The sequence below is a fragment of the Microbacterium sp. P2_F9 genome, assembly GCF_056403635.1.
The window spans coordinates 37,458-57,233 of sequence record NZ_JBFUFC010000004.1 but is presented as its reverse complement, the minus strand read 5'-3'; the positions used below and the strand labels follow the sequence as shown (position 1 = coordinate 57,233).

General features: G+C 68.9%; 19 protein-coding genes. 11 read left to right on the top strand and 8 right to left on the bottom strand.

Translation table 11 applies throughout. The annotated features are described in order from the left end of the window. The 3 genes from AC1DVT_RS01040 to AC1DVT_RS01030 form a co-directional block, all read left to right on the top strand. The coding region (locus tag AC1DVT_RS01040) for a phosphoribosylglycinamide synthetase C domain-containing protein (RefSeq protein ID WP_477385767.1) at window positions 1-452 on the top strand (452 nt) is incomplete at its 5' end. 52 nt (window positions 453-504) lie between these two features. Next, complete coding sequence (locus tag AC1DVT_RS01035; protein WP_477385765.1) at window positions 505-846, top strand: TfoX/Sxy family protein; 342 nt, start codon at window positions 505-507, stop codon at window positions 844-846. A 7-nt stretch (window positions 847-853) separates the two neighbouring features. Beyond that, a complete protein-coding gene (locus AC1DVT_RS01030; RefSeq protein ID WP_477385763.1) occupies window positions 854-1,807 on the top strand; it encodes a phosphoribosylaminoimidazolesuccinocarboxamide synthase in 954 nt (317 codons plus the stop codon). Here AC1DVT_RS01030 and AC1DVT_RS01025 read toward each other — a convergent pair. Then, window positions 1,794-2,738, bottom strand: a complete 945-nt coding sequence (locus AC1DVT_RS01025) for an SDR family oxidoreductase (RefSeq protein WP_477385761.1) — start codon at window positions 2,736-2,738, stop codon at window positions 1,794-1,796. The two genes, AC1DVT_RS01030 and AC1DVT_RS01025, sit on opposite strands and share 14 nt — an antisense overlap. A 207-nt stretch (window positions 2,739-2,945) precedes the next feature. On the opposite strand from AC1DVT_RS01025, the gene AC1DVT_RS01020 reads away from it, so the two are divergent. After that, on the top strand, window positions 2,946-4,265 hold the full coding sequence (locus AC1DVT_RS01020) for a uracil-xanthine permease family protein (RefSeq protein WP_477385759.1): 1,320 nt from the start codon (window positions 2,946-2,948) through the stop codon (window positions 4,263-4,265). A 25-nt stretch (window positions 4,266-4,290) separates the two neighbouring features. On the opposite strand, the gene AC1DVT_RS01015 is transcribed toward AC1DVT_RS01020, so the two are convergent. The 5 genes from AC1DVT_RS01015 to AC1DVT_RS00995 form a co-directional block, all read right to left on the bottom strand. Further along, window positions 4,291-5,307 carry a LacI family DNA-binding transcriptional regulator gene (locus AC1DVT_RS01015; protein WP_477385757.1) on the bottom strand — a complete coding sequence of 339 codons (1,017 nt, stop codon included), beginning with the start codon at window positions 5,305-5,307 and terminating at the stop codon, window positions 4,291-4,293. Between the two features lie 21 nt (window positions 5,308-5,328). Beyond that, window positions 5,329-6,798, bottom strand: coding sequence for a glycoside hydrolase family 1 protein (locus AC1DVT_RS01010; RefSeq protein WP_477385755.1), 1,470 nt, complete (start codon window positions 6,796-6,798; stop codon window positions 5,329-5,331). Window positions 6,799-6,839: 41 nt separating this feature from the next. Continuing rightward, window positions 6,840-7,757, bottom strand: a complete 918-nt coding sequence (locus tag AC1DVT_RS01005) for a carbohydrate ABC transporter permease (RefSeq protein WP_477385753.1) — start codon at window positions 7,755-7,757, stop codon at window positions 6,840-6,842. Next, the gene (locus AC1DVT_RS01000; RefSeq protein WP_477385751.1) at window positions 7,754-8,716 is read right to left on the bottom strand and encodes a carbohydrate ABC transporter permease; all 963 of its coding nucleotides are present in this window, start codon (window positions 8,714-8,716) and stop codon (window positions 7,754-7,756) included. Before AC1DVT_RS01000 ends, AC1DVT_RS01005 begins: the two co-directional genes overlap by 4 nt. 129 nt (window positions 8,717-8,845) lie before the next feature. Beyond that, window positions 8,846-10,120, bottom strand: a complete 1,275-nt coding sequence (locus tag AC1DVT_RS00995) for an ABC transporter substrate-binding protein (RefSeq protein WP_477385749.1) — start codon at window positions 10,118-10,120, stop codon at window positions 8,846-8,848. A gap of 295 nt (window positions 10,121-10,415) precedes the next feature. On the opposite strand from AC1DVT_RS00995, the gene purS reads away from it, so the two are divergent. Both purS and purQ read left to right on the top strand, forming a co-directional pair. Further along, window positions 10,416-10,664, top strand: a complete 249-nt coding sequence (purS, locus tag AC1DVT_RS00990; RefSeq protein WP_457099873.1) for a phosphoribosylformylglycinamidine synthase subunit PurS — start codon at window positions 10,416-10,418, stop codon at window positions 10,662-10,664. Further along, on the top strand, window positions 10,661-11,368 hold the full coding sequence (purQ, locus tag AC1DVT_RS00985; RefSeq protein ID WP_477385747.1) for a phosphoribosylformylglycinamidine synthase subunit PurQ: 708 nt from the start codon (window positions 10,661-10,663) through the stop codon (window positions 11,366-11,368). Before purS ends, purQ begins: the two co-directional genes overlap by 4 nt. 131 nt (window positions 11,369-11,499) lie before the next feature. Here purQ and AC1DVT_RS00980 read toward each other — a convergent pair whose 3' ends face one another. Continuing rightward, entirely contained in the window at window positions 11,500-11,934 is a 435-nt protein-coding gene (locus AC1DVT_RS00980; RefSeq protein ID WP_477385745.1) for a DUF1761 domain-containing protein, read from the bottom strand. Between the two features lie 89 nt (window positions 11,935-12,023). Between AC1DVT_RS00980 and AC1DVT_RS00975 the strand changes: the two genes are divergently transcribed. Continuing rightward, on the top strand, window positions 12,024-12,956 hold the full coding sequence (locus tag AC1DVT_RS00975) for a 2-hydroxyacid dehydrogenase (RefSeq protein WP_477385743.1): 933 nt from the start codon (window positions 12,024-12,026) through the stop codon (window positions 12,954-12,956). Between the two features lie 10 nt (window positions 12,957-12,966). On the opposite strand, the gene AC1DVT_RS00970 is transcribed toward AC1DVT_RS00975, so the two are convergent. Next, a complete protein-coding gene (locus AC1DVT_RS00970) occupies window positions 12,967-13,485 on the bottom strand; it encodes an adenine phosphoribosyltransferase (RefSeq protein WP_477385741.1) in 519 nt (172 codons plus the stop codon). A gap of 77 nt (window positions 13,486-13,562) precedes the next feature. Between AC1DVT_RS00970 and AC1DVT_RS00965 the strand changes: the two genes are divergently transcribed. From AC1DVT_RS00965 to AC1DVT_RS00950, 4 genes are all read left to right on the top strand, one after another. Further along, window positions 13,563-15,242: a glycoside hydrolase family 13 protein gene (locus AC1DVT_RS00965; protein WP_477385739.1), complete on the top strand. Its 1,680-nt coding sequence runs from the start codon at window positions 13,563-13,565 to the stop codon at window positions 15,240-15,242. A 27-nt stretch (window positions 15,243-15,269) separates the two neighbouring features. Beyond that, window positions 15,270-16,280, top strand: a complete 1,011-nt coding sequence (locus tag AC1DVT_RS00960; RefSeq protein WP_477385737.1) for a LacI family DNA-binding transcriptional regulator — start codon at window positions 15,270-15,272, stop codon at window positions 16,278-16,280. A 32-nt stretch (window positions 16,281-16,312) separates the two neighbouring features. Then, window positions 16,313-17,548 (top strand): amidohydrolase, encoded by a 1,236-nt coding sequence (locus tag AC1DVT_RS00955; RefSeq protein WP_477385735.1) that lies wholly within the window; start codon window positions 16,313-16,315, stop codon window positions 17,546-17,548. Between the two features lie 193 nt (window positions 17,549-17,741). After that, entirely contained in the window at window positions 17,742-19,748 is a 2,007-nt protein-coding gene (locus AC1DVT_RS00950; protein ID WP_477385769.1) for an APC family permease, read from the top strand. Window positions 19,749-19,776: the final 28 nt, after the last annotated feature.

The window sequence follows — 19,776 nt, the reverse complement described above, 5'->3', positions numbered from 1 at the left end:
CCGACGACGGTGTGAAGGTCATCGAGTTCAACGCCCGTTTCGGGGATCCCGAGACGCAGGTGGTGCTCCCCCGGCTGGTCGACCCGCTGGCGGAGCTGCTGCTGGCCGCGGCATCCGGCGTTCTCGAAGACGTTGCCCGCCCGGCGTTCGCTGACGCGGTCGCCGTGACCGTCGTGCTCGCGAGCGAGGGCTACCCCGAGGCCCCGATCACGGGTCGCTCCCTTTCGGGACTGGATGCCGCGTCCGCCGTCGACGGCGTGCACCTCGCGCACGCGGCCACCGCGGAGACCGACGCCGGACTCGTCGCCACCGGAGGGCGCGTGCTCAATGTCGTCGCGTTGGGGACGACGTTCACGCAGGCCCGCGACCGCGCCTATCGCGCCCTCGCCGAGATCGAACTCGAGGGCGGCCAGCACCGCACCGACATCGCCGCGCGCGTCGTCGAGCACTGACCTCCGAGGTCGAGCCCTGACAATGTCGCGGCCCGTCGCTACCGTTTGACTCATGAAGGACGAGCAGGCAGTGGCACGCGCCCACGGCGTCTTCGATCCGATCGCGCAGGAGTTCCTGGGTCGCGATGACGTCGACATCGGCCCGATGTTCGGCAGCGACGGATTGCGCGTGCGTGGCAAGGTCTTCGCGTTCGTCGCGTCGGGCGGCGAGCTGCTCATCAAGGTGCCCGAGGCCCGTGCCGACGAGCTCGTCGCCGCCGGCTCCGCCGAGCGCATGGTCATGCGCGAGCGCACCATGCGGGAGTGGGTCGTCGTCGATCCGAACGCTCCCGAGCGATGGGCACCCCTCATCGGGGAGGCGTTCGCCTACCTCGACGAGATCACCCCGCGATAATGGCTAGGTGACCGAACTTCTCGACCTCCCCGGCTGGCGGCACGTCTATTCGGGCAAGGTCCGCGACCTCTATGTTCCCGACGACTCGACGGGTTCCGCGAGTGCCGACCGGATGCTGGTCGTCGCGAGCGACCGCGTCAGCGCGTTCGACCATGTCCTGAGTCCTGGCATCCCCGGCAAGGGCGAGCTCCTCACGACCCTCAGCCTGTGGTGGTTCGACCGCCTGGCCGGCGGCGACGGCGGACGCGGCATCCCGAACCATCTCGCGGCGACCTCGGTGCTCTCCGCGGGCGCCGACGGGGTCGCCGGCACCGCAGACGACCTGCACTCGCTCATCCCGGACTCGGTCGCGGGGCGCGCGATGGTCGTGCGCAGCCTCGACATGCAGCCGATCGAGTGCGTCGTCCGCGGCTACCTGACCGGGTCGGGCTGGGCCGAGTACCTGGAGACGCGCACGGTCTGCGGCATCCCGCTGCCCGATGGCCTTCAGAACGGCGACCGGCTGCCCGAGCCGATCTTCACCCCGGCGTTCAAGGCGCCGATGGGCGAGCACGACGAGAACATCTCGTTCGATCGCACGGTGGAGCTCGTCGGGGCCGCGCGCGCCGAGGAGCTGCGTGCGCTGTCGCTGGAGATCTACGCCCGCGCCGCCGCGACGGCGGAGGCGCACGGTCTGATCCTCGCCGACACCAAGTTCGAATTCGGGGTCGACCCCCGGGGCGTGCTGACGCTCGCCGACGAGGTGCTCACGAGCGATTCGTCGCGGTACTGGGATGCCGCAGCCTGGAGCGCGGGCACCACGCCCGAGGAGCGGATGGCGAGCTTCGACAAGCAGATCGTGCGCGACTGGCTCGCCGCGAACTGGGACAAGACGGGCACCCCGCCGGAGCTCCCCGCCGACATCGTGGAGCGCACCGCCGCGCGCTACCGGGAACTGCTGGATCGCCTCACCTCAGCCTGACCCCGGCCAGCTCCTCGGAGACGGCCCAGCAGCGCGCTGCGGCAGCCTCGTCCCGAAGTCGGCGGTGCAGCCGCTGTGGTCGCGGCGGCCCCTGGAAGTGCCCGAAGCCACCAGGACCGTAGAACGCACCGGGAGAGGAGTCTGGGCTCGCGACGGCGAAGAGCGCGGGGAGGGATGCCTCGGCCGGCGTGCCGCCGACCACGCTGTCGGTCAGCTTCCGCCCGATTCGCGTGCCGATGCCGCGGCCCTCACGCAGCGCAGCCGGGGCGATGTTCGTGCTCGCGGAGATGCCCGGATGGGAGAGGTCGGTCGTGATGCCCCAGCCGACTGAGGAACTCCGTCGCCCCAGCTCGAGACCGAACAGGCTCAGCGCGACCTTCGATGCGCCATAGGCCCTCACCGCGGAGTATCGGCGTTCGAGCTGCAGATCGTCCCACGGGATGCTGACGAAGTTGGCGGCGAGACTGCTCTGCACCGTGACGCGCGCCTGGCCCGCCCGCAGGAGCGGAAAGATCCCCACCGCGAGCGCGAAGTGACCGAGATGGTTGGTCTGGAAGTGCAGCTCGAATCCATCCACGCTCGTGTGCCGAACGGGGTCGCCGAGCGCGATCATGCCCGCGTTGAGCACCAGGAGGTGGATGGGTCGCCCGTCGGCGCGGAGGGCGTCGGCGCATCCCGCCACCGAGCCGAGGTCGGCGAGATCGAGGTCGACGAGCTCGAGTGCGGCATCCGTCACCTCCGCGCGGATGCGCGCGACGACCCGCTCCCCTTTCGCCCGGTTGCGCACCGGCAGCACGACCTCGGCGCCGGCCTGCGCCAGGCCGCGCGCGATCTCGGTGCCGACGCCATCGCTCGCGCCGGTGACCACGGCCCGAGTGCCTCGCAGATCGGGAAGGCGGATGCTCCAGCGCGGCGCACGCGGCGAGTCCATACGGGGTCCTCTCTCGGCGAGGGCGGAACGGGACCGGGTGGGTGCTGGTGGTCGCAGGGTAGCGGCCGGGGCACCGACCGGAAAGGCCGGGCCGCGAGGTCGGCCCGCTGCGGGGCGACGCACGGCCGGAGCCGGCCGCTTTGGCGCTCCCAGGGAACTCACAGGTAGGGTGATCGGGCATCCATCCCATTCCCCCGAGGAGCTCGCATGCCCGTCTGGACCCTGCACGGCAACGGCCGCACCGTCGAGCCTGGCCAGGTGGTGCGGCCCGACGAGCGCCTGGCGTGGGGCGCCACGATCGCCATCGGCGTGCAGCACGTGATCGCGATGTTCGGCGCGACCTTCCTGGTGCCGGTGCTGACGGGCTTCCCGGTCTCCACGACACTGCTGTTCTCCGGGCTGGGCACGATCCTGTTCCTGATCGTCACGCGGAACAAGCTCCCGAGCTACCTCGGCTCGTCGTTCGCGTTCATCGCGCCCGTCACGGCGGCGACCGCGTCGGTCGGCATGGGCTCGGCGCTCGCGGGAATCGCTGCCGTCGGCATCCTGCTCGCCGCGATCGGCTTCGTCGTGCAGTTCGCCGGCATCGGCTGGATCGACAAGCTCATGCCCCCGGTCGTCGCGGGCACGATCGTCGCGCTGATCGGGTTCAACCTCGCACCGGTGGCGTGGTCCAACTTCCAGCAGCAGCCGCTGACGGGCACGATCACGCTGACCGCCGTCATCCTCTTCAGCGTCCTCTTCCGCGGTTTCCTCGGGCGCATCTCGATCGTCCTCGGCGTGGTCGTGGGGTATGTCGTCGCCCTGATCAGCGGCGAGGTCGACTACTCGGCACTCGCCGAGGCCAAGTGGTTCGGCCCGCCGGAGTTCCAGCTCGCCGACTTCGCCTCGCCCGGCACGTGGAGTGTCATCGCGATGTTCCTTCCCGTGGTGCTCGTGCTGATCGCCGAGAACGTCGGGCACGTGCGCGGGGTGGCGACGATGACGGATGCCTCGGTCAACCAGCAGACCGGACGCGCCCTCATCGCCGACGGCCTGGCGACCACCATGGCCGGTCTCTTCGGCGGTTCGGGCACCACGACCTATGGCGAGAACATCGGGGTCATGGCCGCGACCCGCGTGTACTCGACCGCCGCCTACTGGGTTGCGGGATTCACGGCGGTGCTGCTGAGTCTCTCCCCGAAGGTCGGCGCCCTGTTCAACTCAGTCCCGCCTGGTGTGCTCGGCGGGGTGACGACCGCGCTCTATGGCCTGATCGGCATCATCGGCATCAAGATCTGGGTCGACAACCGCGTCGACTTCTCGCGGCCGGTCAACCAGTACACCGGAGCGGTGGCCCTAGTGATGGCGATCGCGGGCTTCTCGATCCAGTGGGGCGACTTCCAACTCGGGGCGATCGTCATCTCGGCCGCGGCTGCCCTGCTGATCTACCACCTCGGCAACGCGGTGGCCCGCTGGCGCAAGACCGGCGCCGACGACGGCGGTCCGATCCCGGCCGTCGGCCCACTGGGCGGCGACCCGCAGTAGCTCCGGTGCGCTCGGTGATCCGCGGCTAGGCCGAGTCGCGGATCACGAGCTCGGTGTCAAGGATCGTGATGCGCTGCGGGTGTCGGCCGGCCAGCAGTTCAACGAGTGTGCTCGCCATCTTCTCGCCCTGGGCGAAGGACGGCTGACGCAGCGTCGTCAGCTGCGGGATGACGGATGTCGCGACCGGCGAGTCGTCGTAGCCGATGATCGCGACATCCTCCGGCACCCTCAGCCCGGCTGCGCCGAGCACGGCGAGCGCACCCTGGGCCATGAGGTCGCTCGCGATGAAGATCGCGTCGGGCGGATCGCCGCCGCGGTCGAGGATGCGCCGCATCGCGTCGGCACCGCCCTCGGTCGTGAATTCGCCCTCCTCAACCGCCCCCTCGGGCAGTCCCGCTTCGGCGAGCGCCTGACGGTAGCCCTGCAGACGGTCGACGCCCGCAGGCATCGTCAGTGGGCCGGCGATGGTGGCGATGCGGCGGTGACCACGCGCGATCAGATAGGCCACGGCATCCTGCCCGCCACGCACATTGTCGACATCCACGTAGTAGTCGCCCTCGCGCTCACGCGGCGGGCGGCCGCCGTACACGACAGGCACCGCCGAGGCGATCCGGTCGATGAACGTGTCGCTCGTGTGGTGCGAGACGATGATCGCCCCGTCGACCGCGCCACTGCGCAGGTAGTCGGTCGTCTTGTCGCCGGGGTCGTCGCTCGCGATGAAGAGGTTCAGCACGTAGTCCGACTTGCCCAGGTACGCGTTGATCCCGGAGACGATCGGCGCGAAGAAGGGGTCGCCGAAGAACCGGGAGGTGTCTTCGGGGACCACCAGCGCGATGGCGTGCGTCTGCTTGCTGGCGAGGGATCGCGCCGCGCGATTGGGGACGTAGTTCAAGTCGGCGATCGCGCGCTGCACCGCCTCGAGCGCCGCGGGACTCACCGCCGTCGAGCCGTTCACGACACGCGAGACGGTCGATCGGGAGACGCCGGATGCCGCGGCGACCTCTTCGATCGTCACGCTCTCGTGGGTGGACTCGATGCTCATGTCAGTGCGAACCCCTGGCTGCTATCCGGCCACGGAAGCCGGAGATGAGTCCAGCGCCCGCTCGGCGATGATCCGAGCGTATTCCCGTCCGCTGTCTTTGACCGAGCGTTCTTGGGTGTCGTAGTCGACGCGGACGATGCCGAACCGCTTCTCGTAGCCCCATGCCCACTCGAAGTTGTCGAGCATCGACCAGTAGAAGTAGCCGCGCACATCGACGCCGGCGTCGGCCGCGTCGAGGATGGCGCCGAGGTGTCCGCGCAGGAACTCCACGCGATCCTCGTCGTGCACGCGGACGACTCCGTCCTCGACCACTGCCTCATCGTCGTACGCGGCGCCGTTCTCGGTCACATAGAGGACTGTGCCTTCGGGGGCCGCGTACTCCGAGGAGATCCGCGTGAGGAGGCGGGTCAGCCCGGAGGGCTCGACTTCCCAGTTCATCCCGGTGCGCGGCAGTCCGCGCTCGTAGTTGTGGATGCCCTCGAAGGAGGGGAACGGCGAGCGTCCCTCTCGATCGGTCGGCGCGTCGCCGCCCTGCGGCGGATCGGCCGGGGGGCGACCACCCACGAGATCGCCGTGGTAGTAGTTCACTCCGAGCGCATCGATCCGGGTCGCGATCGTCTCGAGGTCACCGGGCAGGATCGCCGCCTCGAGGGCGGCGACCGCGTCGGCATCCACGACGCGGATGTCCTCGACGATGTCAGCGGGGTACGCGCCGAGGAAGACCGGGTCGAGGAACCAGCGGTTGTGCTGTCCGTCCAGGCGTCGGGCGGCATCCACGTCGGCGGGCTCGGTCGGGTCGGCGGGCTCGGCGACCGTGAAGTTGAGCGTGATCCCCAGGTCGAGCGACGCGTCGCGGGCGCGCAGCGCCTCGACGACCTTGCCGTGCCCGAGCAGCAGGTGGTGGGCCGACAGCAGCCCCTCGGCCACGCTGTAGTGACCCGGGGCGTGCAGGCCAGCGGTATAGGAGAGGAACGACGAGCACCACGGCTCGTTGAGGGTCGTCCACACCTTGACCCGGTCGCCGAGGGCGTCATGCATGTCGAGCGCGTACTCGGTGAACCGCTCCGCGGTGTCGCGGACGGTCCAGCCGCCCTTCTCCTGCAGCGCCTGCGGCAGGTCCCAGTGGTAGAGCGTCAGCCACGGGAGGATGTCGGCATCCAGCAGCTCGTCGACGAGCCGACTGTAGAAGTCGATGCCCTTCGGGTTGAGAGCGCCCCCGTCGGGGCGCACGCGCGACCAGGAGGTGGAGAACCGGTAGGTCTGCAGTCCCAGGCGCTTCATCAGCGCGACGTCACCCTCGTACCGGTGATAGTGGTCGCACGCGATATCGCCGTTGTCGGCGTTGATGACGGCGCCCGGTACGCGGCTGAACGCATCCCAGATCGAGTCGCGACGGCCATCCTCGTGTGCCGCGCCCTCGATCTGGTAGGCAGCGGTGGCTGCGCCGAACAGGAAGTTGGACGGGAAGGGCCGGGTGGTGCTCGCGCTCATTCGGGCGGAGTCCTCTCTCGTGATCGAGGGATCGGTCAGGGTCATCCTTTCACCGCCCCCGCCATGATGCCGCTGACGAGCTGCTTGCCGGCGAACAGGAACAGGATCAGGAGGGGGATGGTCGCGAGAAGGACACCCGCAAGCACGATCGAGTAGTCGACGAAGTAGTTCGCCTGCAGCAGTGACAGCGCGACGGGAAGCGTGGGATCGCGACGGTCCAGCACGATGAACGGCCAGAAGAAGTTGTTCCAGGCCGAGACGAACGTGAAGAGCCCGAGCATCGCGGCGGCCGGTCGGGCAGCGACCACGCCGATCGTCCAGAACGTGCGGAGCTGGGATGCCCCATCCATGCGTGCCGCCTCGATGAGCTCATCGGGCACCGCCTGAGTGAGGTACTGCGTCATCCAGAAGACGCCGAATGCGCTGGTGAGCGAAGGAATGATGATCGCCCCGATGTTGCCGGTCCAGCCGATGTCGGCGAACAGGATGTAGAGCGGCACGACGCCGAGCTGCATCGGCACGGCCATGGTCGCGACCACGAAGACCAGCAGAGCCTTGCTGCCGCGGAACCTCAGCTTCGCGAACGCCCAGCCGGCGAGCGTCGAGAAGACGACAACGGATGCCGCGATCAGGGCCGAGCTGTAGATCGAGTTCCAGAGCGCCCGCCAGAAGTTGACCGCGGGGTTGTTCACGACCTCTGCGGCATTCGCGAGGAAGTTGCCCCCGGGCAGCCAGGACATGTTCGGGTCGTTGATCGTCTGGGCATCGCCCGAGCCGATCAGGAGCGACCAGTAGAACGGGAACGCCGAGGCGACGAGGACGACGCCGAGACCGACGTAGACCCAGATCCCGGCGCGTACGCCGCGGATCTTCGTCGTGCGCTGCGCACGGCGGCGAGTGCGGGCATTCGGGATGCCCTCCGAGATGGTCGCGAGGGGCGGTGTGCCGAGGGCGGTCATCGCTGGGCTCCTTTTCGGCCGAAGCGGCGCCGAACGACGACTCCGCGTCCGCCTTCGTCGCGGACAAGGCCTCTCGTCACCGCGAGGTTGACGAGGCCGATGATGAGGATGATGAGGAAGAGGATCCAGGCCAGCGCCGCGGCGCGACCGAAGTTCCACTCCACCCAGCCGATCTTGTAGAGGAACAGGGTGATCGTCAGCCATTGCTGGGCGGGCCCACCCTCGCCGATGGTGTCGTACATGCGCGGCTCGTCGAAGATCTGCAGTCCGCCGATCGTCGAGGTGATGATGACGAAGATGAGGGTCGGCCGCAGCGAAGGAATCGTGATCGCCGTGAACTGGCGGAAGGGTCCGGCCCCATCGACGGTGGCGGCCTCGTAGTAATCACGAGGGATCGCCTGCATCGCGGCGAGCAGGATCAGCGTGTTGTAGCCGGTCCATCGGAAGTTCACCATCGTCGCGATCGCGATGTGGCTCCAGAACACGCTCTTGTGCCAGGGGATCGAGATGCCGAGGTTCGCGAGGATGCCATTGATGAAGCCGTGGTTGTCCCCGAACATGTTGCCGAAGATGAGGGCGACGGCGACAGGTGCCATGACATAGGGCAGGAGCACGCTCATGCGCCAGAAGGTCTTGTTGCGGATGTTGCGGTCCAGCAGCGCGGCGATGAACAGGGCGGCGATGAGCTGGGGCACTGCGGAGATCAGGAAGATGCTGAAGGTGTTGCGCAGCGCCGTCCAGAAGTGGGGGTTGCTGAGGATCCAGGCGTACTGGTCGAACCCGATGAAGGTCCCCTTGTTGCGGATGAGGTCCCAGTCCTGGAACGAGATGACCGCCGTGTACGCGATGGGGAAGAGACCCACGATCGCGAAGAGGATGAAGAAGGGGGAGATGTAGAGGTATGGCGAGAACTTGAAATCCCACTTGCTCAGCCGGTGGCTGAACGAAAGGACGCGCACGGGCCGATCCGGGGATGGCGGCGTCTGCGACGCGGGTGGGAGCGTTACGGTCGCGGTCACGAGTGGATTCCGATCGATCGATGACGAACTGGGGGGAAGTGTGGGGGGNNGCGCCCCACACCGGATCAATCAGAAGGCGGAGACTTCTGCCACCCAGTTATTCCACGAGGTCTCCTTGTCTTCGAGGCCATCGAAGACTCGGGTGATCGCGTTCTGGAAGGCAGCGTGGTACTTGAAGTACTCGGCGCTCTTGTAGGGGGCGACCGTCACGGCCTTGGCACGGTTGATGCCGATCTGGCCGGTCGGGGCGTCGTTGAAGTACGCGTTCGTGTAGTCGAGCAGGTCACTGCTCTCGTACGCGTCGGGCTGGCTCGGGAACGCACCCACGTTGACGAACGCCTTGATCTGCGTCTCGGGGCTCGTCAGCCAGTCAGCGAGCTCGATCGCTGCCTCGACGTGCTCGCCCTTCGCCGGAATGGTGAGGTACGAACCACCCCAGTTGCCGCCGCCGTTCGGGAATGCGTCGGCGATCTTCCAGCCGGTGACGTCAGGTGCATTGCCCGAGATGATGCCGTGCATCCAGCCGGGGCACAGCATCGTGGCGAACTCGCCGTTGGCCTGCGAGGCGGTCCAGTCGTCGTTCCACTGGGTCGCGTACGCCGAGTTGGGGATGGCACGGTCGACCAGCAGGTCGTAGGCCGCGCGCACGTCGGGGTTCTCGGTCGCGATCACCGTGCCGTCGGGCTTGTCGTAGGTGTACTCGATCTGGTTGAACACGCCCTGAGTGATCGCGTTCGCCGCGTCGATCATCGGCTTGCCGGTGGCCTCGCGGTACTTGTCGGCGACATCGAGGAAGTTGTCCCAGTCGCCGTCGAACAGGGCGGCCACCTCGTCGGGCTCGCTCGGCAGGCCGGCGGCCGCGAACAGGTCCGAGCGGTAGCAGATGCTCTGCGGGCCGATGTCGGTGCCGAAGCCCACAAGCCGGCCATCGGCGTCGGTGGCCGCGGCTTCCTTCCAGTCGAGCCAGCGGCCCTTGAGGTCGGCCGGCACCTCGGCGAGGAGGTCGGAGTACTGCATGGCCTCCTGGAACCAGTCGACGTCGATCGCCTCGATGTCGGCGAGGCCGGACTTGCCGAGCTTCGCGAAGAAGTTGGCGCGCTGGTCATCGCTCGTCGCGGCGATGTTGTGGACGATCTTCACGTTCGGGTGGTCGTCCATGTACTCCTGGAGGAGCTCATCGGTGTACCCGAAGTTGTTGAACGTGCCGAGCGTGAGCGTGATCTGCTCGTCCGAGTCGGCGGACGAGTCGTCGCCGGCGCTGCCGGCACAGCCGGCGAGCACGATTGCGGATGCCGAGATGGCGGCTACCGCCACCGCGGTCCTGCGGAAGGCATGTGAATTCACTGTCACTCCTTTGTGTGGTCAGGGTGGGAGATGTGTTGCAGGGTGCTCGATCCCCGGCCGGGTGACCCGGGATCGTTGTCCGTGGGAGCGTTCCCAAGGCGTGGAGACTCACGGTACGGGAGCGCTCCCACGAATGTCAAGGGAGCGCTCCCATGAGGATTATCACGGTTGTATCACGGTCCGATCGGCGGGCTTGCGCTGCCCCGAGGCCGCACCGGCCGGGGTCCATCCGGGCGAGGCGGTCGCGGGCCGTAGACTGGGGTGAACCCCTTCCCGCGACATCCGGAGCTCCTCAATGCCCACCATCGTCGTCGACGTCATGCCCAAGGCCGAGCTGCTGGACCCGCAGGGAAAGGCCGTCGCCGGTGCTCTCGCGCGCCTCGGTGTCGAAGGATTCGGGGGTGTCCGCATCGGCAAGCGGTTCGAGCTCGCGGTCGACGGCGAGGTCACCGAGGAGGTGCTCGCCGTGGCGCGGAACATCGCCGACGAGATCCTCTCCAACTCCGTGATCGAGGATGTGGTGGGCATCGAGGTCGTCGAATGACCGTACGCATCGGGGTCATCACGTTCCCGGGTTCGCTCGACGACCGCGACGCGCAGCGCGCGATCGCCGTCGCCGGCGCTGAGCCTGTGGCGCTCTGGCACGGCTCGCACGACCTCGAGGGAGTCGACGCGCTCGTGCTGCCCGGCGGGTTCAGCTACGGCGACTACCTGCGGGCCGGTGCGATCGCGGCGCGGGCCCCGATCATGGCGGAGGTGAAGGCTGCCGCGGCCGCCGGCATGCCGGTCCTGGGCATCTGCAACGGCTTCCAGATGCTCGTGGAAGCGCACCTGCTGCCCGGCGGTCTGATCCGCAACGCGCACCAGCAGTTCATCCGCCGCGATCAGCGCCTGCGCGTCGAGAACGCCTCCACCGCCTGGACGAGCGAGTTCACTCAAGGCCAGGAGATCGTCATTCCGCTGAAGAACGCCGATGGCGGATACATCGCGGATGCCGAGACCCTGGCGCTCATCGACGGCGAAGGTCTCGTCGCCTTCCGCTACCTCGGCGTCAATCCGAACGGCTCGCTCGACGACATCGCGGGGCTCACCAACCAGCGCGGCAACGTCGTCGGCCTGATGCCGCACCCCGAGCACGCTGTGGAGTCGGGGTTCGGCCCGGACACGCGCGAAGCGATGCGCTCCGGCATCGACGGCCTCGGCTTCTTCACCTCGGCGATCGCCGCCGTGGTCGCCGCCGCGGCATAGCGCGCGCCCAGCGGTGCCGCGCGCCTATCCGCGCTGAATCCACCTCTTCTGCGCCAGTCCACCAACTTGGGCACCCCGAAGTCGGTGGTTTGGCGCGAGGTGCGTGGTTTCGATGCTTCGAATGGTCGGGCTCAGACGGTGCCGGCGGGCGGCCAGACGCCGATGATGAGCGCCATCACCACGAAGGTCACGAGTTCGTGCGCGATGTTGAGCACGGTCAGCGACGTCGGTCGTCCCTCGAACGCGTCGTGGGTGATGAACCGCGCCGCGGTGAAGCCCGCCCACAGGATCACCCCGGTCGCGATCGACGACCACAGGAACGATCCGCCGTAGAAGTGCCAAGAGATGTCGACGGCGCCGGCGAGCACCCACGCCGAGACGAAGCTGACGAAGAGCGTCACCAGGATCGGCACGACCGCCGATGCGCCTGGCCGGTCCATGTCGACGTTCGCGAGCTTGGCCCAGCGTGTGCCGAACACCTTCGGGGTGTACCAGATGAAGCCGACCACCATCGTCGAAGCGGTGGCAAGCAGCACTGCCCAGTAGTTGATCTCGGGAACCTGCATCGTCGCCTCCTGTGCGGACACCCGCCGCTGCCCGGAGCGTACCGCCGCGGGGCGACCCCCCGACCACAGCGCGCCGCTACCGTGGAACCGTGAGCCACAGCATCCATCCGCTCGTCGTCTCGGTCCCGACCGCCGATCTGGCCGCCGATCTCGGCGATCTCCCCGACGGGGTGGAGGTCGTCGTCTGGCCGATGGACGGCCCATCGCCCCGGCAGGCGTTCGACATCGTCGTGCCGCCGTACATGAGCATGGCGCGGGTGCTCGAGCGGCTCGAAGGCGTGCGCGTCGGACTCGTGCAGGGTCAGTCGATCGGCTTCGAGGGCGTGGACCGGCTCCTTCCGCAGGGACTGCCGTTCGCGAATGCCGCGAGCGTGCACGAGACCTCCACCGCCGAGCTCGCGCTCGGGCTGACGATCGCGGCGCAGCGCCACATCGACCGGTTCGCGGTCGACACCGCCAAGGGCGTGTGGGCACCCGCCTTCACCCAGAGTCTCGCCGACCGACGTGTGCTGCTGCTGGGCTACGGCGGTGTGGGCAAGGCCGTCGCCGCACGTCTGGAGCCCTTCGAGGTGACGGTCACCGCGGTGGCGAGTCGAGCGCGCGAGGAGGACGGGATGCCGGTGCACGGCGTCGACGAACTCCCGGCGCTGCTGCCCCACGCCGAGATCGTCATCCTGACCCTCCCTGGTGGGGACCGGACGCGGCACATCGTGGACGATGGGTTCCTCGCAGCTCTCCCCGATGGTGCGCTCGTGGTCAACGTCGGCCGTGGCCCGCTCATCGACACCGATGCCCTCGTCGACCATGTGCGCCGTGGCCGCATCCGGGCCGCGCTGGATGTCACAGACCCGGAGCCGTTGCCCGCCGGGCACCCGCTGTGGGGTCTGCCTGGCGTGCTCATCTCGCCCCACGTGGGCGGTGCGTCGAGCGCCATGCGCCCGCGGATCGCGCGGCTCGTACGCACCCAGATCGAGCGGATGCAGGCCGGAGAACCCGCGGTCAACGTGGTGATTTCCGGCTGAGCGGGCGATCTCAGCCGAAGAACAGCGCGTGCACGTCGCCGACGGCGGCGCGGCCGCCCAGCGCCTCGAGCTCCATCAGCACCGTCGTGCCGATGACCGTGCCGCCGAGCGCTGCGATCAGCTCGTGCGCCGCGCACAGCGTGCCGCCGGTCGCCAGCACATCGTCGACGAGCAGCACCCGGGTGCCGTCGGCGATGTCATCGTGGGCCTCGATCGTGGCGGAGCCGTATTCGAGGTCATACGAGACGGATGCCGCGGGCCGAGGCAGCTTGCCGGCTTTGCGGATCGGCACCAGCCCCACCTCAGCCGCGATCGCCACGGCGCCGGCGAGCAGGAACCCGCGCGCCTCGATCCCCGCTACGACATCGAACTGGCCGGCGAAGGGCTCGATCATGGCATCGATCACGGAGCGGAAGGCCCGGGCGTCCGCGAGAAGCGGGGTGATGTCACGGAACAGCACGCCCGGCTCGGGATAGTCGCGGATCGTCACGATCAGGGACTCGGCATGCGCGAGGGAGGCGGTGGACACGCGCCAACCTTAGCCGCGCAACATGTTCTCAGCCGTCGACCGGCGAGGAATGTAAGCGTTTGCACTAGCCTGGATCCATGACCTCACCGGACACTGTCGCCCTCGCGGCCAGCGCACCCTCTGTTCCCGGCGCGGAGTGGTGGCGCACCGCCGTCATCTACCAGATCTACCCGCGGTCGTTCGCCGACGCCTCCGGCGACGGCATCGGCGATCTCCCCGGTGTGACGGCGCATCTGGACGACCTCGCGGCCCTCGGCGTCGACGCGCTGTGGCTGAGCCCCTTCCAGCGATCGCCCCAGAAGGACGCCGGCTACGACGTCGCCGACTACTGCGACGTGGACCCGCTCTTCGGCACCCTGGGCGACTTCGACGAGATGCTCGCGCAGGCGCATGCCCGCGGCATCCGCGTCGTCATCGATCTGGTGCCGAACCACTCGTCCGATCAGCACGTGTGGTTCCAGCAGGCCCTCGCCGCCGGCCCGGGAAGTCCCGAACGCGCGCGCTACCTCTTCCGCGAGGGCGAGGGCACGCAGGGTGAGCTGCCGCCGAACAACTGGGAGTCGGTCTTCGGCGGTGCCGCGTGGACGCGCGTCATCGAGGCCGACGGGCAGCCGGGCCAGTGGTATCTGCACCTGTTCGACGTGACGCAGCCCGACTTCGACTGGTCCAACCCAGAGGTGCACGCGGAGTTCCGCCGGATCCTGCGCTTCTGGCTCGATCGCGGCACGGACGGCTTCCGGGTGGATGTCGCGCACGGCCTCGTCAAGACGGAAGGGCTCCCCGACTACATCCCGCCTGCCGACACCGACTCGATGGGCGGCGCCGACGAGAACGTGCCCTACTGGGCCCAGGACGGCGTCCACGAGATCTTCCGCGAATGGCACCGGGTGCTCGCCGAGTACGACGGTGACCGCGCGCTGTGCGCCGAGGCATGGCTCCCGACTCCTGAGCAGACCGCGCTGTGGGTGCGCCCCGACGAGCTGCATCAGGCGTTCAACTTCCCCTACCTGCTGACTGGGTGGGATGYCGCGGCCATGCGCAGCGTGATCGACGGGTCGCTGCAGGCCTTCGGCGCCGTCGGCGCTCCGAGCACGTGGGTGCTCTCCAACCACGACGTCGTGCGGCACGCATCGCGGCTGGCCCTGACTGCGGAGAGCCCCCAGGGGACCGGCATCGGACCGAAGTCACCCGGCAAGCCCATCGCGGAAGTCGGCCTGCGCCGGGCGCGTGCCGCGACGACCGTGATGCTCGGACTGCCCGGCTCGGCGTACCTCTACCAGGGCGAGGAGCTCGGCCTGCCCGAGGTCGTCGAACTCGCCGACGATGTGCGCCAGGACCCGACCTGGTTCCGCAGCGGCGGCGAGCGCTACGGCCGTGACGGCTGCCGGGTGCCGATCCCGTGGAGCGCCGATGCCCCTGCCTATGGGTTCAGCCCAGACGGCGCGTCATGGCTGCCCCAGCCCGCCGAGTGGGCCGCCCTCGCGCGTTCGGTGCAGGCGAAGGATCCGGCATCGACCCTTTCGCTCTATCGCACGCTCCTCGCCGCTCGTCGCGCACGCGGTCTCGGCGCAGGGACGGTCGAGTGGATCGATGGGCTCGGCGCGGACGTCATCGCATTCCGGAATGGGAATGTGACGGTCGTTGCAAACCTCGGCGCGAAGCCGGTCGCCCTTCCCGGCGGCACGGTGATCGCGGCGAGTGAGCCGTTCTCCGGCTCCTCGCTGCCCGTCGACACGGCGGTGTGGCTCTCCGTCTGACGCAGGGGAGCTGTTGAGGAACCGCCCATGGTGAGCATCGACGAGGTCGCTCGCGCGTCCGGCGTGTCGACGGCCACCGTCTCTCGCACGCTGAGCGGACGTGGGCCCGTCGCCGCCGCCACCCGTGCGCGGGTCGAAGCGGCCGCGAAGCGCCTCGGCTATGTCGTGTCGGCGTCGGCGTCGAGCCTCGCCTCGGGCCGCAACCGCAACATCGGTGTGCTCGTGCCGTTCGTCAACAGCTGGTTCTTCAGCACCGTGCTCAGCGGCACCGCCACAGCCCTGCAGCGGCATGGGTACGACATCACCCTCTACACGCTGACGGCGGACCTGGCGCAGCGCAGCGAGATCCTCGAGACCTTCGTGCGCCGCCGGCGGGTCGACGGGATGATCGCGATCTCGATCGACCTGGGCGCCGAGGAGACCGAGTGGCTGCTCGAGATCGGCCTCCCGGTGATCGCGATCGGCGGCCCCACCCCTGGACTGACGACGCTCGTGGTCGACGAGGTCGCGGTCGCGCGTCTGGCCGTCGATCACCTCGTCGCGCTCGGCCACCGCGACATCGCGCACATCGGCGCCAGCCCCGAGTTCGAGGGCGACTTCCGCGTCGCCACCCAGCGACGGCGCGGGTTCGAGCAGGTGCTGACGGATGCCGGCATTCCCCCGATGGACTCGCCCTTCCAGCCGGGCGAGTACACCATCGAAGGCGGATTCCGCGCCGCGCGGCGCCTGCTGGAGCGGCCGGATGCGCGACCCACGGCGATCTTCGCGGCCTCCGACGAGATGGCGATCGGCGCCCTCCTGGCCGCCCGGGAACTCGGATGCCGCGTCCCCGAGGACCTCTCGATCGTCGGCATCGACGGCCACGAGCTCGGCGAGTTCTTCCGGCTGACCACGGTCGACCAGTTCCCCCTCCGGCAGGGCGAACGAGCCGCGGAGGCGATCCTTGCCGCGCTCGACGAGCACGGCGAGCCGCTCGCCCGCGCTGACCTGCCCTTCGAGCTCATCATCCGCGGATCGACGGGCCCGCCGCCGGCCTGACGGGGATGGAGCGTCTGAGTAGGCTCGGGGCCATGTCTCTCGACCTCGAAGCCATCTACACCGATCTGCACCGGCATCCGGAGCTCTCCTTCCAGGAGACCCGCACCGCGGGCGTCATCGCGGAGCATCTGACCGCACTCGGCATCGAGTTCGAGGCGGGCATCGGACGGACCGGGATCGCTGCGGTCATCCGCAACGCGCGCTCCGACGCCGAGCCGGGTCCCGTGGTGTGGCTGCGCGCCGACACCGATGCGCTCCCCGTCGCCGAGCGCACCGGCCTCGACTACGCGAGCACGGCGCGTGGCACCGACCCCGCCGGCCTCGACGTGCCGGTGATGCACGCCTGCGGGCACGACATGCACATCACCGCCATGCTGGGCGCGCTCGAGCGGCTCGTCGCCGATCGCGGGTCGTGGTCGGGCACCGTCGTCACCGTGTTCCAGCCTGCCGAGGAGTACGGCCAGKGCGCCCAGGCGATGATCGCGGACGGTGTGCTCGACCGCTTCCCCCGCCCCGACATCGTGCTCGGTCAGCACATCACCCCACTCCCGGCCGGCACGATCGGCGTGCGCCCCGGCACCCAGATGGCGGCATCGGACGGCCTGACGGTCACCCTCCTCGGGCGCGGCGGCCACGGCTCGCGCCCGCACTCCACGATCGATCCGGTCGTGATGGCAGCCGCCACCGTCATGCGGCTGCAGACGATCGTGTCGCGCGAGGTCGACCCCCGGGATGTCGCGGTCGTCACGGTCGGCTCTATCCACGCGGGGCTCAAGAACAACATCATCCCGGCCGAGGCCAAGCTCGAGCTGAGCCTGCGGTACCCCGACGACGACGCGCGCGCCCGCATCCTCGAGAAGGTCGAGCGCGTCGTGCGCGCCGAGGCCCAGGCCTCCGGCGCGGAGGAGCCACCCGTGATCGTCGTCGACCACTCGCTGCCGCCCACGATCAACGACGCGGCCGCCACCGCCCGCCTCACCGATGCCTTCGATCGCGCATTCGGGGAKGGGACGGTCATCGACCCTGGCATGTTCACCGGCAGCGAGGACGTCTCGTGGTTCGCCCGCGAGGCCGGCGTTCCTCTCGTCTACTGGTTCTGGGGCGGGGTCGACCCCCAGAAGTACGCGGATGCCGTGACGGCGGGCACCCTCGAGCGCGACATCCCGACCAACCATTCGCCGTTCTTCGCGCCGGTGCTGCATCCGACGATCGAGCGCGGCGTGGACGCGCTCACGGTCGCCGCCCGGGAGTTCCTCGACGCTCGGTGACCGTGGCGCGCCACCGCGCGCCCCTGGGCCGCCCTCCCCACGGGTACCGGCGACCCGCCCGCGGGTGAATTGCTTACCCGCCGGAACGGGCGTAGTCTCGCCCGCCGTGACCAACGACAGTCGCGAGCCCGGGTCAGCTGACTCCCCGATCGCGAAGCGCATCCTCATCGGCGACCCTTTGTCGTCGGAAGTGATGGACGACCACCTGCTTCCGAAGAAGATGGCACTGCCGATCTTCGCCTCCGACGCACTGTCGTCCGTGGCGTATGCGCCGCAGGAGCTGCTGATGATCCTGCTCACCGGCGGACTGGCGTTCCTCTCCTTCAGCCCGTACGTGGCGACGGCCGTCGTGGTGCTGCTGATCGTCGTGGTGATCAGCTACCGCCAGCTCATCAAGGCGTATCCCTCGGGCGGCGGCGACTACGAGGTCGCCAGCAAGAACCTGGGCGAGGTCCCGGGCGTGGTCGTGGCAGCCGCACTTCTCGTCGACTACGTGCTCACCGTCGCGGTGTCGGTCGCCTCCGGCGTCGACAACATCATCTCGGCGCTGCCGTTCCTGAACCCCGGCAGGGTCGAGCTCGCCGTCGGGTTCGTGATCCTGATCGTCGTGGTCAACCTCCGTGGAGTGCGCGAGGCGTCGCTCCTCTTCGCCATCCCGACCTACGTGTTCATCGGATCCGTCGGGGTCATGGTCGTCGTCGGGCTCACCCAGACCCTCCTGGGCAATCCGCCGGTGGCATCCAGCCACGACTACGGCGTGCAGGCCGAGAACCTCGGTCAGGCGGCGGTCATCCTGCTCGTGCTGCGGGCGTTCTCCAGCGGCTGCTCCGCCCTCACCGGCGTCGAGGCCGTCGCGAACGGCGTGCCCGCCTTCCGCAAGCCCAAGGTCCGCAATGCCCAGACCACCCTGGCCCTCATGGGCACGATCGCTGCGCTGCTGTTCGCGGGACTCACGGCGCTCGCCCTCATCTCCGGCGTGCACTACGCCGAGGATCCGTGCACCCTGATCGGCTTCGACTGCGCAAACCCGCAGCCCAGCCTGATGGCCCAGGTGGCGTCGGCCACCTTCGGCATGGGGTCGATCCCGTTCTACGTCATCYAGGCGGCGACGGCGGCCGTGCTCCTCCTCGCGGCCAACACCGCGTTCAACGGCTTCCCGCTGCTGGGCTCGGTGCTCGCCCGCGACGGTTATGCGCCCAAGGCGCTGAACACCCGCGGCGACCGCCTGGTCTACTCCAACGGCATGATCATCCTGGGGATCGTCGCGATCGGCGTGCTGATCATCTACCAGGCGAACCTCACGACCCTGATCCAGCTCTACATCATCGGCGTCTTCGTGTCGTTCTCGCTCGGCCAGATCGGCATGGTGCGCCACTGGAAACGCGCACTGCGGAACATGCGCGAGAAGCTCCCGCCCGACGCCCAGCGGCAGCGGTCGGCAGTCCTCGAGCGGCGCAGCACGATCCGCAGGCTCATCATCAACACCCTCGGCGCCACCATGACGGTGTCAGTGCTCGTCATCGTGACGATCACGAAGTTCACCCACGGCGCCTACCTGGTGTTCATCGCGATCCCGATCCTGGCGGTCCTGATGATCGGCGTGAACCGCTACTACCGCGACGTCGAGCACGAGATCGAGATGGACGACCGGATGCACTTCGGGTCGTCCGGCGACGTCGCCCTGATCCTTGTGAACCGCCTGCAGAAGCCGGTGGTGAAGGCGATCGACTACGCCCTCGCCGCCCGTCACGACAAGACGATCGCGCTCCACGTCGCCGTCACGAAGGAGGAGGCGAGGTCGCTGCAGAAGGAGTGGGAGAAGCACGGGATGCCGATCCCGCTCGTGATCATCGAGTCGCCGTACCGCTATTACGCGCAGCCCGTCGCCGAATTCATCAAGGTGTACCGCGAGAAGCACGGCTCGACCGTGATCACCGTGTACCTGCCGCAGTACATCGTCGGGCACTGGTGGGAGTCGCTCCTGCACAACCGGCGCGCGGGCCGCATCGGTCAGCAGCTCATGCTGATCCACGGCGTCACGATCACCCTCGTGCCCTGGCTGCTGGACTCCTCGGAGCTCATCTACGGCCGGCGCTCCCGGCCGCTCCCCGGCCAGGAGCGAGCGGGGCGTCCGTTCGACCCCAGCACAGGCGCGATTCCGGTCGCGAAGAAGTCCGGGCCCGACTCCGAGGGCACATAGCGAGGCCCCGGCCCGGGCGCGTCGGCGT